This window comes from Streptomyces sp. CA-294286 (genome assembly GCF_050947155.1).
In the GTDB taxonomy this organism is placed as follows: Bacteria; Actinomycetota; Actinomycetes; order Streptomycetales; family Streptomycetaceae; genus Streptomyces.
Window position 1 is genome coordinate 1,206,707 of sequence record NZ_CP192005.1, and the last position, 15,785, is coordinate 1,222,491.

At 71.8% G+C, this 15,785-nt stretch carries 16 protein-coding genes and 1 pseudogene; 1 reads left to right on the forward strand and 16 read right to left on the reverse strand.

Going from position 1 to position 15,785, the window contains the following annotated elements; all coding sequences use genetic code 11:
• Positions 1-55 precede the first annotated feature (55 nt).
• The 12 genes and pseudogenes from ACQPZG_RS09935 to ACQPZG_RS09990 form a co-directional block, all read right to left on the reverse strand.
• Complete coding sequence (locus ACQPZG_RS09935; RefSeq protein ID WP_185034425.1) at positions 56-364, reverse strand: DUF2469 domain-containing protein; 309 nt, start codon at positions 362-364, stop codon at positions 56-58.
• 55 nt (positions 365-419) lie between these two features.
• Entirely contained in the window at positions 420-971 is a 552-nt protein-coding gene (locus tag ACQPZG_RS09940) for an NUDIX hydrolase (RefSeq protein ID WP_433545462.1), read from the reverse strand.
• Positions 968-1,693: a signal peptidase I gene (gene lepB, locus ACQPZG_RS09945; protein ID WP_433545463.1), complete on the reverse strand. Its 726-nt coding sequence runs from the start codon at positions 1,691-1,693 to the stop codon at positions 968-970. Before lepB (ACQPZG_RS09945) ends, ACQPZG_RS09940 begins: the two co-directional genes overlap by 4 nt.
• A 44-nt stretch (positions 1,694-1,737) precedes the next feature.
• The gene (gene lepB / locus ACQPZG_RS09950; protein ID WP_433549336.1) at positions 1,738-2,724 is read right to left on the reverse strand and encodes a signal peptidase I; all 987 of its coding nucleotides are present in this window, start codon (positions 2,722-2,724) and stop codon (positions 1,738-1,740) included.
• Positions 2,606-3,726, reverse strand: a pseudogene (gene lepB / locus ACQPZG_RS09955) (signal peptidase I). Before lepB (ACQPZG_RS09955) ends, lepB (ACQPZG_RS09950) begins: the two are co-directional and overlap by 119 nt.
• Positions 3,719-4,549: a signal peptidase I gene (lepB, locus tag ACQPZG_RS09960; RefSeq protein ID WP_433545464.1), complete on the reverse strand. Its 831-nt coding sequence runs from the start codon at positions 4,547-4,549 to the stop codon at positions 3,719-3,721. The pseudogene lepB (ACQPZG_RS09955) and the gene lepB (ACQPZG_RS09960) overlap by 8 nt, the downstream one beginning before the upstream one ends.
• 45 nt (positions 4,550-4,594) lie before the next feature.
• A complete protein-coding gene (gene rplS, locus ACQPZG_RS09965) occupies positions 4,595-4,945 on the reverse strand; it encodes a 50S ribosomal protein L19 (RefSeq protein ID WP_433545465.1) in 351 nt (116 codons plus the stop codon).
• Positions 4,946-5,074: 129 nt separating this feature from the next.
• Positions 5,075-5,896 (reverse strand): tRNA (guanosine(37)-N1)-methyltransferase TrmD, encoded by an 822-nt coding sequence (gene trmD, locus ACQPZG_RS09970; protein WP_433545466.1) that lies wholly within the window; start codon positions 5,894-5,896, stop codon positions 5,075-5,077.
• On the reverse strand, positions 5,896-6,453 hold the full coding sequence (gene rimM, locus ACQPZG_RS09975) for a ribosome maturation factor RimM (RefSeq protein WP_433545467.1): 558 nt from the start codon (positions 6,451-6,453) through the stop codon (positions 5,896-5,898). Before rimM ends, trmD begins: the two co-directional genes overlap by 1 nt.
• A 182-nt stretch (positions 6,454-6,635) precedes the next feature.
• Positions 6,636-6,875: an RNA-binding protein gene (locus tag ACQPZG_RS09980; protein ID WP_067164759.1), complete on the reverse strand. Its 240-nt coding sequence runs from the start codon at positions 6,873-6,875 to the stop codon at positions 6,636-6,638.
• A gap of 2 nt (positions 6,876-6,877) precedes the next feature.
• A complete protein-coding gene (rpsP, locus tag ACQPZG_RS09985) occupies positions 6,878-7,318 on the reverse strand; it encodes a 30S ribosomal protein S16 (protein ID WP_398420563.1) in 441 nt (146 codons plus the stop codon).
• Between the two features lie 191 nt (positions 7,319-7,509).
• A complete protein-coding gene (locus ACQPZG_RS09990; protein ID WP_185034411.1) occupies positions 7,510-8,103 on the reverse strand; it encodes a hypothetical protein in 594 nt (197 codons plus the stop codon).
• A gap of 544 nt (positions 8,104-8,647) precedes the next feature.
• On the opposite strand from ACQPZG_RS09990, the gene ACQPZG_RS09995 reads away from it, so the two are divergent.
• Positions 8,648-9,484: an SAM-dependent methyltransferase gene (locus ACQPZG_RS09995; protein WP_433545468.1), complete on the forward strand. Its 837-nt coding sequence runs from the start codon at positions 8,648-8,650 to the stop codon at positions 9,482-9,484.
• 182 nt (positions 9,485-9,666) lie between these two features.
• Here ACQPZG_RS09995 and ffh read toward each other — a convergent pair whose 3' ends face one another.
• The 4 genes from ffh to ACQPZG_RS10015 form a co-directional block, all read right to left on the reverse strand.
• Positions 9,667-11,226 carry a signal recognition particle protein gene (gene ffh / locus ACQPZG_RS10000; protein ID WP_433545469.1) on the reverse strand — a complete coding sequence of 520 codons (1,560 nt, stop codon included), beginning with the start codon at positions 11,224-11,226 and terminating at the stop codon, positions 9,667-9,669.
• A gap of 328 nt (positions 11,227-11,554) precedes the next feature.
• Entirely contained in the window at positions 11,555-13,999 is a 2,445-nt protein-coding gene (locus ACQPZG_RS10005) for a [protein-PII] uridylyltransferase (protein WP_433545470.1), read from the reverse strand.
• A gap of 51 nt (positions 14,000-14,050) precedes the next feature.
• Positions 14,051-14,389: a P-II family nitrogen regulator gene (locus tag ACQPZG_RS10010; protein ID WP_128977495.1), complete on the reverse strand. Its 339-nt coding sequence runs from the start codon at positions 14,387-14,389 to the stop codon at positions 14,051-14,053.
• Positions 14,386-15,771: an ammonium transporter gene (locus ACQPZG_RS10015; protein WP_433545471.1), complete on the reverse strand. Its 1,386-nt coding sequence runs from the start codon at positions 15,769-15,771 to the stop codon at positions 14,386-14,388. The genes ACQPZG_RS10010 and ACQPZG_RS10015 overlap by 4 nt, the downstream gene beginning before the upstream one ends.
• Positions 15,772-15,785 lie beyond the last annotated feature (14 nt).

A 15,785-nucleotide genomic window follows, 5' to 3' on the forward strand; every position in this document is an offset into this window, starting at 1 on the left:
CCGGGATCCTCGGCCGGACAGTGTCCTCGAAGCCTCAGCCGGACGACGCGGTCCTTCAGCCGCCCGGCAGCTCCAGGTCGCTCTTGTTGAGCTCCTCCACGTTCACGTCCTTGAACGTGAGCACCCGCACCTGCTTGACGAACCTGGCGGGCCGGTACATGTCCCAGACCCACGCGTCCGCCATGGATACTTCGAAAAACACCTCGCCCTGGACCGAGTGCACCTGCATCTCGTAGTCGTTGGTGAGGTAGAAGCGCCGTTCGGTCTCGATCACGTATTTGAACAGACCGACGACATCGCGGTACTCCCGGTAGAGCTTCAGCTCCATCTCGGTCTCGTACTTCTCGAGGTCCTCGGCGCTCATGGCATGTTCCCCTTCAGCCGTGCGTCCCCCTATTGTGCGCCAGCCCCGTACGCCCCTATGCGATTTCCGGGACCAGGACGATCGGCGTACTCGGAGGACCCTCGTCGAGCAGCGTGCGCAGCAACTCGGCGAGCCTGGTCGGGTACACCGTCTCACGCGTCGCGGACAGTGCGGCGGAGGACCACCACCGCAGTCCCGCGACACTGCGCCGTTCCAGCTCCGTCAGCCCCGTCAGCACGGTCGCGGTCTGCCGCGTGCGCGCCAAATAGAACCATTCGTCCTGGTCCCAGCGGCGGCCGTCGAAGAGGAACGAGCAGTTCCGCTGCCACAGCACCGGTCCGAGTTCCACGTCCGTGATCCCCGTCTCCTCGGCGAGTTCACGCAGCGCCGCCTCGGCCCACGTCTCCTCGCCCTCCAGACCGCCGCCGGGCGTGAACCACCACATGCGGCCGGGGTCCTCGGGTTCGAAGCCGTGCATCAGCAGGATCCGGTCCTGCGGATCGAGCAGGACGACCCGCGCGACCCTGCGCCGCCGGCCCGCGGCGCCGTGCGCCCCGGTGTCCGCGGGCGGCCTCTCGGCTCCCCCGGCCCCGCTCGCCGTGGTCATGCGCGCGCCTTCCGTCGTCGTCCGACCAGCTTCGACAGGGGCCCGTGGGCCGCGCCGCCGAGGATGAGCACCACACCGGCCGCGATCGCCGTCACCACGGTCCGCACCGGCCCCGGCTCGGAGATTCCGCCGGGCATGTCCGCGAAGGTCTGCGGCCGTTCCAGCACGCCGCCGACGGGCCAGGCGACGGCGTCCACCCTGGCGGTCACCTTAGAGACCGGGACCGTGCCGCGGCCGGCGTCCATGAGATGTCCCCGGGAGTCCACCGAGGTCCGGCGCCGGTCGCCCAGGAGGAAGAGTTCGCCGTCGGGCACCGTGGCGCCGAAGGGCCGGGATCCCGCGCCGTCCCCGGAGCGCAGATACGGTTCTTCGACTGACGTTCCGTTCAGGGTCAGCCGGTTGTCCTTGTCGCAGCAGGCCACCGTGTCGCCGCCGACGCCGATCACCCGCTTCACCATCGGCATGTCCCCCCACACCGGATCGCTGAAGACCACCACGTCCCCGCGCCGCACCGGCTCGCCGGACAGCCGCTGTGCGAGTACCCGGTCGCCGGTCCCGATGGCCGGGGCCATCGAGTCCGTGGGCACGGTGTACGGCTTGTACACCACCGCTCCCCAGGCGAATCCACCGAGGAAGAGCACACAGCCGACGGCCACGGCCAGCCCCGACAGCACACTGCCGAGGCGGCCGCGGCCGTCGTCCGTACGTCCTGTTCCGCCCATCCCAGCGCACCCCCGCCTCGGAGAACACGATCCGGGACGGCACCCTACCCGGCGGTACGCCCGTCGGTCAGCCTCCGGCGGCGCCACAGCACCAGCGGCACCGCCGCCGCCAGTCCGAGCGCGCCGGGCGCCGCCGAGGCGGCGGCAGCGGCGGCAGCGGCGGCAGCGGCGGCCCCGCCGGCCAGGCCCTGCTGCTCGAAGGTGTCCGGCACGGGCAGCGTCGACCACCGGTTGATCGGCCAGGCCACGACGAAGGCCCTGCCGACGACCTCGTCCGTGCTGACGAACCCCTTGGTGGTGAGCTCCTCGTGGTAGCGGGAGTCCATGGAGTCCGAGCGGTTGTCGCCCATCACCCAGAGCTTGCCGTCCGGCACCTTCAGCGGCCCGAACGGGTTGTCGTTGCACGGGGCGCCCTTGGGCGCGATGTACGACTTGTCGTCGAGCGCCTTGCCGTTGACCGTGACGGACCCGCCGGCCTTGCACTCCACGGTGTCGCCGCCGACCGCCATGACCCGCTTGATCAGGTCCTTGTCCTCGGCGGACGGCATCAGGCCGATGAAGCTGAGCGCCTTCTGGAAGACGTTCGGCTCGGCAACCACGGTGTTGGTGAGCCAGTCGCCCGGGTCGTGGAAGACGATGACCTCGCCGCGCTTCGGCTCCGCGCCGAACCACGGGGTCAGTTTGTCGACCAGTACCCGGTCGCCCTTCTGGAGCGTCTCCTGCATGGACTCCGAGGGGATCGAGAAGGCCTGCACCAGAAACGTCTTGATCAGCAGGGCGAGGACCAGTGCGATGCCGATCAGCAGGGGCAGCTCCTTCCAGAAGGAGCGCGGCTTGCGCGGGGTTTTCGTCCCCTCGTCCTCGCTGCTGCCGTCGTTCCGGTCGCCGTTCTCCGCGTCGCTCACCGCTGCTTCACCGTTCTGCTGCTCCGTCACCAGGCCCCGGGTCGTGGGCGGGGGCGCGTCGGCGCGCCGCTCGGGCTCGGGCTCCTTCTCGGGTCCGTCGTGCCCGGACCGGGCCCCGACCGCCACATCCCCCACGTCCACTCCTCATTCCGTGCCACCGCCCGCACCCGAGAAGGCGCAGGCCCATCACTCCCATAACGAGCGGGAGTTCCCCTGGGCTCGGGAGGAGGACCTGGCGGTCCTGGGAGGCCACCCTATTCGACGGTCCGGGCGCGGCGACCGCCCCGCTCACGGTTCGGGGATGCGGGCGAAGGTCTCGGGGACCTCCAGCTTGCGCCAGTGCCCGATCGGCCAGGCGATGACGACGGCCCGGCCCAGAACCCCCTCCTCCGCGACCGTTCCGCGGTGCTTCTCGTTCAAGTGGTACCGGGAATCGGCGGAGTTCGACCGGTGGTCCCCCAGGACGAAGAGTCGCCCCTGGGGCACCTCCACCTCGAAGGGGATCTTCGAGGGGCGGTCGTTCGGAAAGACGTAGGGTTCATTGAGCGGCACGCCGTTGACGGTGACCTGTCCGTTCCTGTCGCAGCACTTCACGGTGTCCCCGCCGACCGCGACCACGCGCTTGATGAGGTCCTGCTCGTCCGCCGACGGCAGCAGCCCGATCCAGGTCAGCCCCTCCTTGACCTGCTTGATCCCGACGGGGTCCGGTTTCCCGGAGGCCGCCTCCTTCTCCAGCCAGCCGCCCGGGTCACGGAAGACGACCACCTCGCCGCGCTGGGGACGCGAGCCGAACCACGGGGTCAGCTTGTCGACCAGCACGCGGTCGCCGATCCGGATCGTCTGCTCCATCGAGCCGGACGGGATGACGAAGGCCTGCACCAGGAAGGTCTTCAGCACCAGCGCGATGAGCAGCGCCACGCCGATGAGGACGGGTATCTCCCTGACCGCGGACCTGCGCCGCCGCCGCTTGACGCGACGGGCCAGCTTGCGCCGCTCGGCCCGGCCCGGCGCGCTCCGCCCCTCGGGCGCGGCCCCCTCCGCCGGGGCTCCGGGCGCGGGGGGCCTGCTCCCCGTCGGCAGCGGGGCATCCTGCCCGTACGACGCGCGACCCCGCCCGCGGCTACCCACGGGACCCGGCCGGTGGTCGTGCGTCCCGCGCGTGCGCGCTGTCCGGTACGCCGTCGAAGGCCCCGGTGGGTGCCGTCGCACCCCACCGCCCGAACGGCCACGCCGTCCAGTCCGCCCTGCCGATGACCCGCTCGACGGGCACCATGCCGCCTCCCGGGCTGCCCAGGTGGTCGCGGGAGTCGCTGGAGCGGGACCGGTGGTCGCCGAGCATCCACAACCTGCCCTGCGGCACCACGATGTCGAAGGGCACCCGGGACGCGCTGTCCCCGGGGTGGAGGTACGTCTCGTCCACGGCCCGGCCGTTCACCCGGAGCCTCCCCCGCTTGTCGCAGCAGACCACCCGGTCACCGCCCACCCCCACCACCCGCTTCACGAAAACGGTCTCGGCGGGCTCCGTCAGTCCGAGGGCGGAGCCCGCCCAGCGCAGGGCCCCCGTCACGGGGTCGGCCGAGGGCTCCTCCCGTACGAACGAGCCCGTCCCGTCGAAGACCACGACGTCCCCGCGCTGCGGCACGGCCCCGAAACGGTACGCCAGCTTGTTCACGAGCACCCGGTCGCCCACGTCGAGGGCCGGCTGCATCGAGGTGCTGGGGATCAGGAAGGGCTGCATCACGAAGCCGCTGAGCAGCAGCAGGAAGGTGAGGCAGGCCGCGGTGTACAGCAGGGGGCCCCGCCACAGGGGCCGGTGACTTTGTCCGGACATGGCGTCTTCGGTGAGTTCGTCATGTCCGGACAAACGCGCGGAGCGCGACCGCTCGCCGTCCCCGTCGCCGGGGTCGGGAGAGCGGTCGCGCTCCGGGTGCTGTGCTGCTTCGGTGTCCATCGGAACCCGAGCCTATCCGGCGGGTTCCGGACGCCTGGGGCGCGATCAGTTGTCGCGCTTCTCCTTGATCTTGGCAGCCTTGCCGCGCAGCTCGCGCAGGTAGTACAGCTTGGCGCGACGCACGTCACCGCGGGTGACGACCTCGATCTTCTCGAAGATCGGGGAGTTCACCGGGAAGGTGCGCTCGACGCCGACGGAGAAGGAGACCTTGCGGACCGTGAAGGTCTCGCGGACGCCCGCGCCCTGGCGGCGGATGACGACACCCTTGAACTGCTGCACACGGGAGCGGTTGCCTTCGATGACGCGCACGTGGACGTTCACGGTGTCGCCGGGGCGGAAGGCGGGGACGTCGCTGCGGATCGAGGCAGCGTCGACGGAGTCGAGCAGGTGAGACATGTGAGTCTGCTTTCTTCACTGATGCCACAGGTCATCAGCGGCATTTCGGAGATGAAAGGGGATGCTGCACGCGTCGGACGGGCGTCGTTCCCCCTGTGGCAGGGGCGCACGCGGACGGACAACAGCTGCTTATTCTTCCACGGCTTCGGGGTCGCGCCCAAATCGGCCGTCGGGGCCCGGCCGCCAGCCCAGGATGGAGAGCATCTCGCGGTCCTTCTTGTCGAAGGCGGCGGGGTCCGAGCGCTCGATCAGGTCGGGCCGGTGGGCGGTGGTACGACGGAACGCCTCGTCCCGCCGCCAGCGCGCGATCTTCCCGTGGTGCCCGCTGAGGAGCACGTCCGGGATGCCGCGCCCGCGCCACTCGGGGGGCTTGGTGTAGACCGGCCCCTCCAGGAGGTCGGCCATCGCGCCGGGGGCGAACGAGTCGTCCTGGTGGGACTCCGCGTTGCCGAGCACGCCGGGCAGCAGCCGGGCGACCGCCTCGGTGATCACCAGGACCGCCGCCTCGCCGCCGGCCAGGACGTAATCCCCGATGGAGACCTCGTACACCGGCATCCGCGTCGCGTACTCGTCCATCACGCGACGGTCGATGCCCTCGTACCGGGCGGGCGCGAAGAGCAGCCAGGGGCGCGCCGAGAGTTCGACCGCGAGCTCCTGGGTGAAGGGGCGGCCGCTGGGCGTGGGCACGACCATGACGGGGCCGTGGGCGCCCGCCTCGTACCCGTCGGCCAGCGCCTGGTCGACGCACGCGCCCCACGGGTCGGGCTTCATGACCATGCCGGGGCCGCCGCCGTAGGGGGTGTCGTCGACGGTGTTGTGCCGGTCGTGGGTCCACCGCCGCAGGTCGTGCACCTGGACGTCGAGGACGCCGCGCGCGCGTGCCTTGCCGACGAGGGAGACGTTCAGCGGTTCCAGGTACTCGGGGAAGATCGTGACGACGTCGAGCCGCATCAGCGCGCGTCCTCTTCGTCTTCCCTGCTGGACGCCACGACCGCCTCGCTGTCGTCGATCAGGCCGGGCGGCGGTTCGATCACCGCGCGCTGCTCGTCCAGATCGATCGAGGTGACGATCTCCTCCACGAACGGGATCATCACCTCGCTGCCGTCGGGGCGCTCCACGATGAACAGGTCCTGCGAGGGCAGGTGCGTGATCTCGGTGATCCGGCCGATCACCGTGCCGTCGGCGAGCACCACGTCGAGGTCGACCAGCTGGTGGTCGTAGAACTCCTCGGGGTCCTCGGGGCTCGCCTCGGGGTCCACGTCGGAGATCAGGAGGGTGTTGCGCAGGGTCTCGGCCGCCGTGCGGTCGTGCACGCCCTCGAAGCGCAGCAGCAGCCTGCCGCTGTGCACCCGGCCGGTCTCCACGGTCAGCGGGCCCACCGCTGCGGGGTCCGTGGTCAGGACGGCTCCGGGGCCGAGCCGCAGCTCCGGCTCGTCCGTGCGCACCTCGACGGTGACCTCGCCCTTGATCCCGTGGGCGCGGCCGATCCGCGCGACTACCAGCTGCACTCTCGTTCTCTCCTCTTCGTACGGGTACGGCACGACCCGCCCGGTGCGGGTACGGCGGACCCGCGCGTACACAGTCCGTCGGCAAGCGTACGGAAAACGACAACGGGCCGGGGCGGGCCTCAGCCCTCCCCGGCCCCTGCCGGTAATGCTCTACTGCCTGATGCTCGGCGACTGCCCGATGATCAGTGGGCCTGGTCCACGTCGACGAGGTCGACGCGGATGCCACGGCCACCGATGGCCCCGACGACGGTACGCAGGGCACGGGCGGTACGGCCGTTGCGGCCGATCACCTTGCCGAGGTCGTCGGGGTGCACCCGGACTTCGAGAACGCGTCCGCGACGCAGGGTGCGCGAGGCGACCTGCACGTCGTCGGGGTTGTCCACGATGCCCTTCACGAGGTGCTCAAGAGCCTCCTCGAGCATGCTCAGGCCTCGGTCGACTCAGCGGCAGCGTCGGCCGGGGCCTCGTCCGCCTTCTTGTCGGCCTTCTTCGCCTTGGGGGTGATGGCCTCGCCCTTGGCGTCGCCACCCTCAAGAGCCTTCGCGAAGGCGTCGAAGGAAGCGCGCTTGTCTTCCTTCGTCGCCGGCTGGAGCAGCGGCGCGGGGGCCGGAAGGCCCTTGTGGGCCTGCCAGTCGCCGGTGAGCTTCAGGATGGCGAGAACGGCGTCGGTCGGCTGGGCGCCGACGGACAGCCAGTACTGCGCACGCTCGGCGTTGACCTCGATGCGCGAGGGGTTCTGCACCGGGTGGTACAGGCCGATCTCTTCGATGGCACGGCCGTCACGGCGCACACGGGCATCGGCGACGACGATGCGGTAGTGCGGCGAACGGATCTTGCCAAGGCGCTTCAGCTTGATCTTGAGCACTGGAGTGGTCTCTCCTGGAATTGACGTGGTTGGGCACAACGGGATGCCACGTGGGGTTGCGGTACTCGGGGTGCCCGATGGACGCGTCAGCCGGAGGAGAGAGGGGTCCTGTGCGGCTGTCGAGTACAGCTGTCCATTGTGCCACAGCTGCGGCACACGCCGTTCCCCGGCCCTGGTCACGCTCTGCTGGCTCAGCCGGCGGCGGCCACCACGTCCGGAATGCGGAACGGCTTGCCGCAGCCGCCGCACACGATCGGGGCCTGCGCCAGCACCGACGGCACGACGCGGACGTTGCGCCCGCAGTCGCAGACGGCCTTGACCCGCACCCCTCCCCCGGAGGACCCGTGCCGTGCGGCGGGGCCGCGGAAGGAACGCTTGGTGTCGGCGGCCGTCGCGACCGTGTGCGCCTTCAGGGCACGGGTCAGCCGCTCGATCGTGGGACGGTAGCGACGCTTGGCCTCGGGGTTGAGCGCGACCAGGGAGAACCCGCTGCTGGGATGCGGCTCCTCGGGGTGGTCCAGGCCCAACTCCTCGGCGATCGCAAGGAATCTGCGGTTGTGGTAGCGACCGGCGCGGGAGGTGTCACGGACGCCGCGGGCTGCGGCGATGCCGTGGACTGCCTCGTGCAGCAGTCTTTCGAAGGAGAGAGCCACGCCGCAGGCGGACGAGGACTCTCCGATCAGGGACTCGGGCGCGGCTAGATCGGGCAGCTCGGGGTGGTACCGCTGGATGTCGGCCCACGCCTGCGCCAGTTCTGCGGCGAGGACAGGTGGTGTCGTGCTCACGACGTGACAACGAGCCGGAGGGCCCCCGTGTTCCTATTCCGGGGCATCCCAAATAATTTGCACGTACCAGTCAGTTCCCGCTGATGCCGCGCGACGAGGGGCGGGTGCGCCGATTCGCGGAGAACCGGCGCGACGCACGCCAGGGCGGTGCGTATCGGCCGGTACGCCCTCGCGCGCACCCGCCGACGGTCCCGCTCGGGGCGGCGGCGGGCGGCCGGCGCCCGGGTGCCGTCCCCGGTCCGGGCCCTGTCGCAGGCGCGGCGCACGAGCCGCGCGACGCCCGCACGGGCCCCGGCGGGGTCCGCGCCCCGGCCGGGGTTCACCCGAATGGACTACGCGCGACGACTCGCCCGTACGGGGCGCACGCGGGGCCGGACATGGGGGGCGCACGCCCGGAGCACGCAAGTATTGCCCCGCCGCCCACTGGACTTGGGGACGGATGCGGAGTTCCCTGACATACGGGGGAAGTGCCGACGCGCACACACAGCACGGGGGTGGCCATAACGGGGCACGACCGACCTCACTGCGGATTGGGGCGCTTTCGATGACACCAACGCTCGTCCAGCACCACCCGAGCGCGGCTTCGGGTCCCAGGGGCACGCGCGCGCGTGACTGGGCCGAGATCCAGGAGCGGATGCTGGTGCCGCTCTACGAAGCGGTGTACGCGCGGCTGGAGGTGGGCCCCACCACCCGGCTGCTCGGCCTCGGCTGCGGGTCGGGTCTGGCCCTGCTCGTCGCCGCGTCGCGGGGCGCGTGCGTCGCCGGGGTGGACGACGACCCCGGGCGCGTGGCGCTCGCCAGGACCCGGCTCCACGACGAGGCGACACCCGGGACCGGGACGGCCGCCGTGGTCTGCGGCGGCCCGGCCGACACCGCGGACGCCGACTGCACTCCGTACAACCTGCTGACCGCCTTCGAGCCGATCGGCTGCGCGGCCGGGGACACCGACTGCCTCACCCCGACCCTCGCCGAGGCGGTGCCACTGGTGCGGCGCGGCAGCGCGGTCGTGCTGACCGGCTGGGGGCCGCCGGAACGCTGCGCCACCTCGGCGGTGCTGCGGGTGGCCTCCCGGCTGACCAACCCGCAACGTGCGTCCGGCGGCTGGCGGGCCCCGCTGCGGGACGACTTGGAGAACGTGGCGGCGCGGGCGGGACTGCGGCCCGACGGCTCGGGGCGGGTCGCCTGCCCCTTCGGATACAGCGACATGGACAGCGCGGTGCGGGGCCTGATGTCCACCGGTCTCTTCGACGCGGCGATACGGGCGACCGACCCGGCTCAGGTGGAGAAGGAACTGGTGGAGGCGCTGCATCCGCATCTGCGGGAGGACGGGACGGTGTGGATGCCGAACGTCTTCCGGTATCTGATCGCCCGTAAGCCGTAACGTTTCGGCTTCTCGCGGGAGCACGCGCGGCCGAGCACCGGGGCAGCGGGACGTCCCCGGGGCGGCCCGCGCGTCCGGGGCGGCGGTACGGGGTGGTGCTTCTCCGTACGTGCTGACGCACGTGCGCCGTGGGCGCCCACGCGGGTGGGCGGCCACGGCGCACGGTCGACGGGACCGGTCGATCAGCCCATGAACTTCTTGAACTCGTCCGGCAGTTCGAAGTCCTTGCCGCCCTGACCCGCGGGCAGCCCGAACGCGCCGCCGCCCTGCTGGGCGGCCTGCTCGCGCCGCTCGGCCGCCGCCTGCTCCTCGGCCTTGCGCTTCATCGGGTTGCCGGACTTGCGCTTGCCCTTGGCCTGCTTGACCTGCTTCTTCTGCTTGCCGGGACCGCCACCCATCCCGGGCATCCCCGGCATGCCGGGCATGCCGCCGCCCTGGGCCATCTTCGACATCATCTTGCGGGCGTCGAAGAACCGCTCCACCAGGTTCTTGACGGCGCTGACGTCGACGCCGGAGCCCTTGGCGATACGGGCACGGCGTGAACCGTTGATGATCGTCGGCTCGGCGCGCTCCGCAGGGGTCATCGACTTGATGATGGCCGCGGTGCGGTCCACGTCCTTCTCGTCGATGTTGCTGATCTGGTCCTTGATCTGCCCCATGCCCGGCAGCATGCCGAGCAGTTTGGAGATCGAGCCCATCTTCCGGACCTGCTCCATCTGGGCCAGGAAGTCGTCCAGCGTGAAGTCCTTGCCGCCCTTGGAGGAGGACAGCTTGGAGGCCATTTTGGCGGCCTCCTCCTGACTGAACGTCTTCTCCGCCTGCTCGATGAGGGTGAGCAGGTCACCCATGTCGAGGATGCGGGAGGCCATCCGGTCCGGGTGGAACGCGTCGAACTCGTCGAGCTTCTCGCCGTTGGAGGCGAACATGATCTGACGGCCGGTGACGTGCGCGATGGAGAGCGCGGCGCCGCCCCGGGCGTCGCCGTCGAGCTTGGAGAGCACCACGCCGTCGAAGCCGACGCCGTCGCGGAAGGCCTCTGCGGTGTTGACCGCGTCCTGACCGATCATCGCGTCGACGACGAAGAGGATCTCGTCCGGGCTGACGGCGTCGCGGATGTCCGCGGCCTGCTGCATCAGCTCCTGGTCGATGCCGAGGCGGCCGGCGGTGTCGACGATGACCACGTCGAACTGCTTGGTCTTCGCGTACTCGATGGAGTCCTTGGCGACCGTGACCGGGTCTCCGACGCCGTTGCCCGGCTCGGGAGCGTAGACGGCGACACCGGCGCGGTCGGCCACGACGCTGAGCTGGTTGACGGCGTTGGGACGCTGGAGGTCGCAGGCCACGAGGAGCGGGGAGTGCCCCTCGCCCTTGAGCCACAGCCCCAGCTTTCCGGCGAGGGTCGTCTTGCCGGCACCCTGGAGACCCGCGAGCATGATCACGGTCGGGCCGGACTTGGCGAAGCGCAGGCGACGGGTCTCGCCGCCGAGGATGCCGACCAGTTCCTCGTTGACGATCTTGATGATCTGCTGGGCGGGGTTCAGCGCCTTGGAGACCTCGGCGCCGGCGGCGCGCTCCTTGACCTTCTTGATGAAGGCCCGGACGACCGGCAGGGCGACGTCCGCTTCCAGCAGGGCGATGCGGATCTCGCGGGCGGTGGCGTCGATGTCCGCCTCGGACAAGCGGCCCTTGCCCCGGAGATTCTTGAAAGTCGCGGAAAGGCGATCGGAGAGGGTATCGAACACTGTGGTCGCAGATCCTCGGGTTGGGGGCGGAGTCCTTGGCCCCCCAGAGTATCCGGCCCGGCAAAACGTCGGCCCCCGCCTGCCGGAGTCCGGCGAACGACGGCCGCGGAGCGTGCCGTCGGGGGGCGGGGAAGCGCGCGGCCCGGCCCCGCACCCCCGCACGGCCCCGCACCCCCGCACGGCCCCGCACCCCCGCACGGCCCCGCACCCCCGCACGGCCCCGCACCCCCGCACGGCCCCGCCCGGCGGCGAACGGCCCGCCCGAAGGGTGTTCGCCCGCACGCGGCCCACAAGTTCGGGGGGGCGCACCCCTCCCCCCGCGCAGCGCCTACCCCTGCCCCAGCGCCACTCCCACCTCCCGTGCGACCTCCGCCGCCTCCCCGGCGCCCAGCGGCTCCCCGTCCTTCCCCGTCACATAGAACGCGTCGACCGCGCTGGAACCCAGCGTCGAGACGTGCGCACTGCGCACCCGCACCCCCGCCTCGTCCAGCGCCCGGCCGATCCGGTGCAGCAGCCCCGGTGCGTCCTCGGCCCGCACCTCCAGGACCGTCGCGTGCCGTGAGGCCGCCGGGGCGACGGTCACCCGCGCGGGCGGTACGCCCGACCGGCGGCGCGCCCTGCTCGCGTAGGCCTTCTCCCGCTCGGCCAGCCGGGACGCCAGGTCCAGCGACCCGTCCAGCGCCCGTACGAGGTCGGCCCGCAGCCGCGCCGCTCCCGGCAGGCCCCCGTACGCCGCGGCCACCCGCCAGGACAGCAGGAGCAGCGCGGGAGCCCCCTCCAACGGCGGCTCCGCCGCACGCAGTTCCGCGGTCCGCACGGTCAGCCGGTGCATCGCCAGCACCCCGGCGACCGCGGGCAGCACCCCCGGCTGGTCCGGCACGGCCATCGTCAGCTCCACCCCGAGCGCCGCGTCGCCCGCGTCGTCCTCCTCCCGTGCCCGCAGCGCCAGCACGGGCCCGCCGGTGCGGTGCGCCTCCAGTGTCAGCCGCTCCTGCTCCACGGTCGGCGCCCCCGGCTCGGGTTCCGGGATCGGGCCCCCCGCCAGCACCGCGCCCACCCGTTTCACCAGGTCGGCCACGAGGGACGCGCGCCATGCCGACCAGGCGGCGGGCCCGGTGGCCAGGGCGTCCGCCTCGGTGAGCGCGTGCAGCAGTTCCAGCGTGGACGCCGTGCCGACCGCTTCCGCCACCGCCCGTACCGTCGCCGGATCGTCGAGGTCACGCCGGGTCGCCGTGTCCACGAGCAGCAGGTGGTGCCGTACGAGGGCGGCCACCACGGCCACGTCCGCTTCACCGAAGCCGATCCGGGTCGCCATGTCCCGCGCGATGGTCTCGCCCACCACGGAGTGGTCGCCGGGCCACCCCTTGCCGATGTCGTGCAGCAGCGCGGCCACCAGCAGCAGGTCGGGCCGTCCCACCCGCCGGGTGAATCCGGCGGCCCGCACCGCCGCCTCCAGGAGGTGGCGGTCGACGGTCCAGGTGTGCACGGGGTTGCGCTGCGGCCGGCAGCGCACCCGCTCCCAGTCGGGGAGCAGCCGTGCGATCAGTCCCTCGGCCTCCAGCGCCTCCCACACCGGTACCGCCGACTCGCCCGCCCCGAGCAGCGTCACCAGTTCCTCGCGGGCCTCGGCGGGCCACGGCACCGGCAGGTGCGGCGTCACCCTGGCGAGTTGCCGTACGGCGTGGATGCTGACCGGCAGACCGGCCTGCGCGGCAGCGGCGGCGGCCCGCAGCGGAAGGACCGCGTCCCGTTCCGGGCGCGCGGTGCGCGCCAGGACCGCCTCGCCGTCCTGCTCGACGACGCCGTCGGCGAGCGGCGTGCGCTCCGGGCCCGCGGGCCGCCCGCCCAGCAGGGCCTTGAGCCGTGGCCGCACGGACCGGGCCCGCACCACCCGTTCCACTTCGCGCCAGGTCACGTCACCGGCGTAGGAGAGGGTGCGGGCCGCCTCGTACACCTTGCGCAGCAGCACGTCCGCGTCGAGGACGCCGAGCGCCGCCGCGACCTGGTCCTGTTCCTGGAGGGCGAGCCGGTCGGTGGCCCGGCCGGTGGCGAGGTGGAGGGCATCGCGTACGTCGAGCAGGGTGCGGCGGGCCTCGGCGAGGCCCTCGCGGGGGGCGTCGGCGATCCAGGAGGCGGCGACGGCGCGCAGCGCGGTGGCGTCGCGCAGACCGCCGCGCGCCTCTTTCAGGTCGGGTTCCAGGAGGTACTGCAACTCGCCCGCGCGCTCCGCCCGTTCGAGGCAGAGTGCGTGGAGTGCGGGGAGGCGTTTGACCGCCTGGTTGCGCCAGTCGGCGAGGATCGTGGTGCGCAGTGCGGCGGTGAGGCCGAGGTCCCCGGCGATGTGCCGGGCGTCCAGGAGGCCGAGGTGGGCCTTGAGGTCCTCCCCGGCGACCTTGCGGGCCTCGGCGGGAGTGCGCACGGAGTGGTCGAGGGCGAGGCCGAGGTCCCAGACCGGGTACCAGACGCGGTCGGCGAGGGCGGAGATCGCCCTGGGGTCGGATCCGTCGTGCAGCAGGAGCAGGTCGAGGTCGCTGCGCGGGGAGAGTTCACCGCGCCCGTAGCCGCCGACGGCGACCAGTGCCGCGTTCCGTACGCCGGCCTGTGCGGCGGCGGCGTCGAACAGTTCTGCGACCCAGGTGTCGGTGAGCTTCGCGAGGCCGGAGCGGCGCGGCGGCCCGGACCGCGACTCCTGGGTCAGGAGTCGCAGCCGGGCCGCCGCGTAGCCGCCGGGTCGCGCGCCGGACTGTTCTTCGGTCTCTTCCACACGCGTCACCCAGCAGCTCCCTTGCCGTTCAGCAGAACGTCCCGCGGTTCGTCCGGTTCGCTACAGCGCGTCCGGTCCGCGCTCGCCGGTCCGTACCCGGACCGCCGTCTCGACGGGCACGCTCCACACCTTGCCGTCGCCGATCTTGCCGGTGCGGGCGGCCTTCACGACCACCTCGATCAGCTGCTCGGCGTCGTCGTCCTCGACGAGCACCTCGATGCGGATCTTCGGCACGAGGTCCACGGTGTACTCGGCGCCCCGGTAGACCTCGGTGTGGCCGCGCTGGCGCCCGTACCCGCTGGCCTCGGTGACGGTCAGCCCGTGGACCCCGAAGGCCTGCAGGGCCTCCTTGATCTCGTCGAGCCGGTGCGGCTTGACGACCGCAGTGATCAGCTTCATGCGTCCACCTTCTTGCTCGCTTCGACAGGGGGTCCGGGCACGGGGGTACGGGGGGCGGTGCCGCCGCCCGCGCCGGTGAAGTCGTACGCCGTCTCGGCGTGTTCGGTCCGGTCGATGCCGGAGACCTCGACGTCCTCGTCCACCCGCATGCCCATCGTCCTGTCGAGGACGAAGGCGAGGAGGGCGGAGACGGCCAGGGAGTAGGCGAGGACGGCGAAGACGCCGATCGCCTGCTTGCCGAGCTGTTCGAGGCCGCCGCCGTAGAAGAGGCCCTTGGCGTCGGACTGTACGCCGCCGGTGGCGAAGAACCCGACGAGCAGCGAGCCGATCACGCCGCCGACCAGGTGGACGCCGATGACGTCCAGGGAGTCGTCGTACCCCAGCTTGAACTTGAGCCCCACGGCCATCGCGCACACCACACCGGCGATGGCGCCGACGGCGATCGCGCCGAGCGGCGAGACCGACCCGCCGGCCGGGGTGATCGCGACGAGACCGGCGACCGCGCCCGAGGCGGCGCCCAGCGTGGTGAACGCGCCGTGCCGGATCTTCTCGTACGCCAGCCAGGCCAGCATCGCCGCGGCGGTCGCGACCTGGGTGTTGACGAACATGACCGCGCCCACGCCGTCGTCGTTGCCCAGCCAGGAACCGGCGTTGAAGCCGAACCAGCCGAACCACAGCAGTCCCGCGCCGAGCATCACCAGCGGCAGGCTGTGCGGGCGCATCGGGTCCTTCTTGAAGCCGATCCGCTTGCCGATCACGAGGATCACGCCGAGGGCCGCCGCACCGGCGTTGATGTGGACGGCGGTGCCGCCCGCGAAGTCGATGACGCCCATCTCGAACAGCCAGCCGCCCGCGCCCCACACCCAGTGCGCGACGGGGAAGTAGACCACGACCGCCCACAGCGTGATGAACAGCGCCCAGGCGGTGAACTTCACGCGGTCCGCGAGCGCACCACTGATCAGGGCCGGGGTGAGGACCGCGAACATGAGCTGGAAGACGGCGAACACGTAGACGGGGATGGTGTAGCCGTCCCAGAGTTCGGTGACGCCGATGCCGCTCAGCCCGACGAAGTCGGCGTTCCAGCCGATGACCGAGCCGATGTCGTCACCGAAGGCGAGGCTGAAGCCGAAGAGCACCCACAGGATCGTGACGATCCCCAGGCTGATGAAGCTCATCATCAGCATGTTCAGGGTGGACTTGACGCGGACCATGCCTCCGTAGAAGAAGGCGAGGGCGGGCGTCATCAGCATCACCATGGCGGAGCAGATGAGCATGAAACCGGTGTTGGCGGCGGAGAGCGTCGGGGCCTCCGCGGCGAGCGTCACCGGCAGCCCGGGATCCGTCCAGGAAGTCATCGCGTCTGTCGTGATGCCTGGGGGCATCGGCGTCTCCTCGT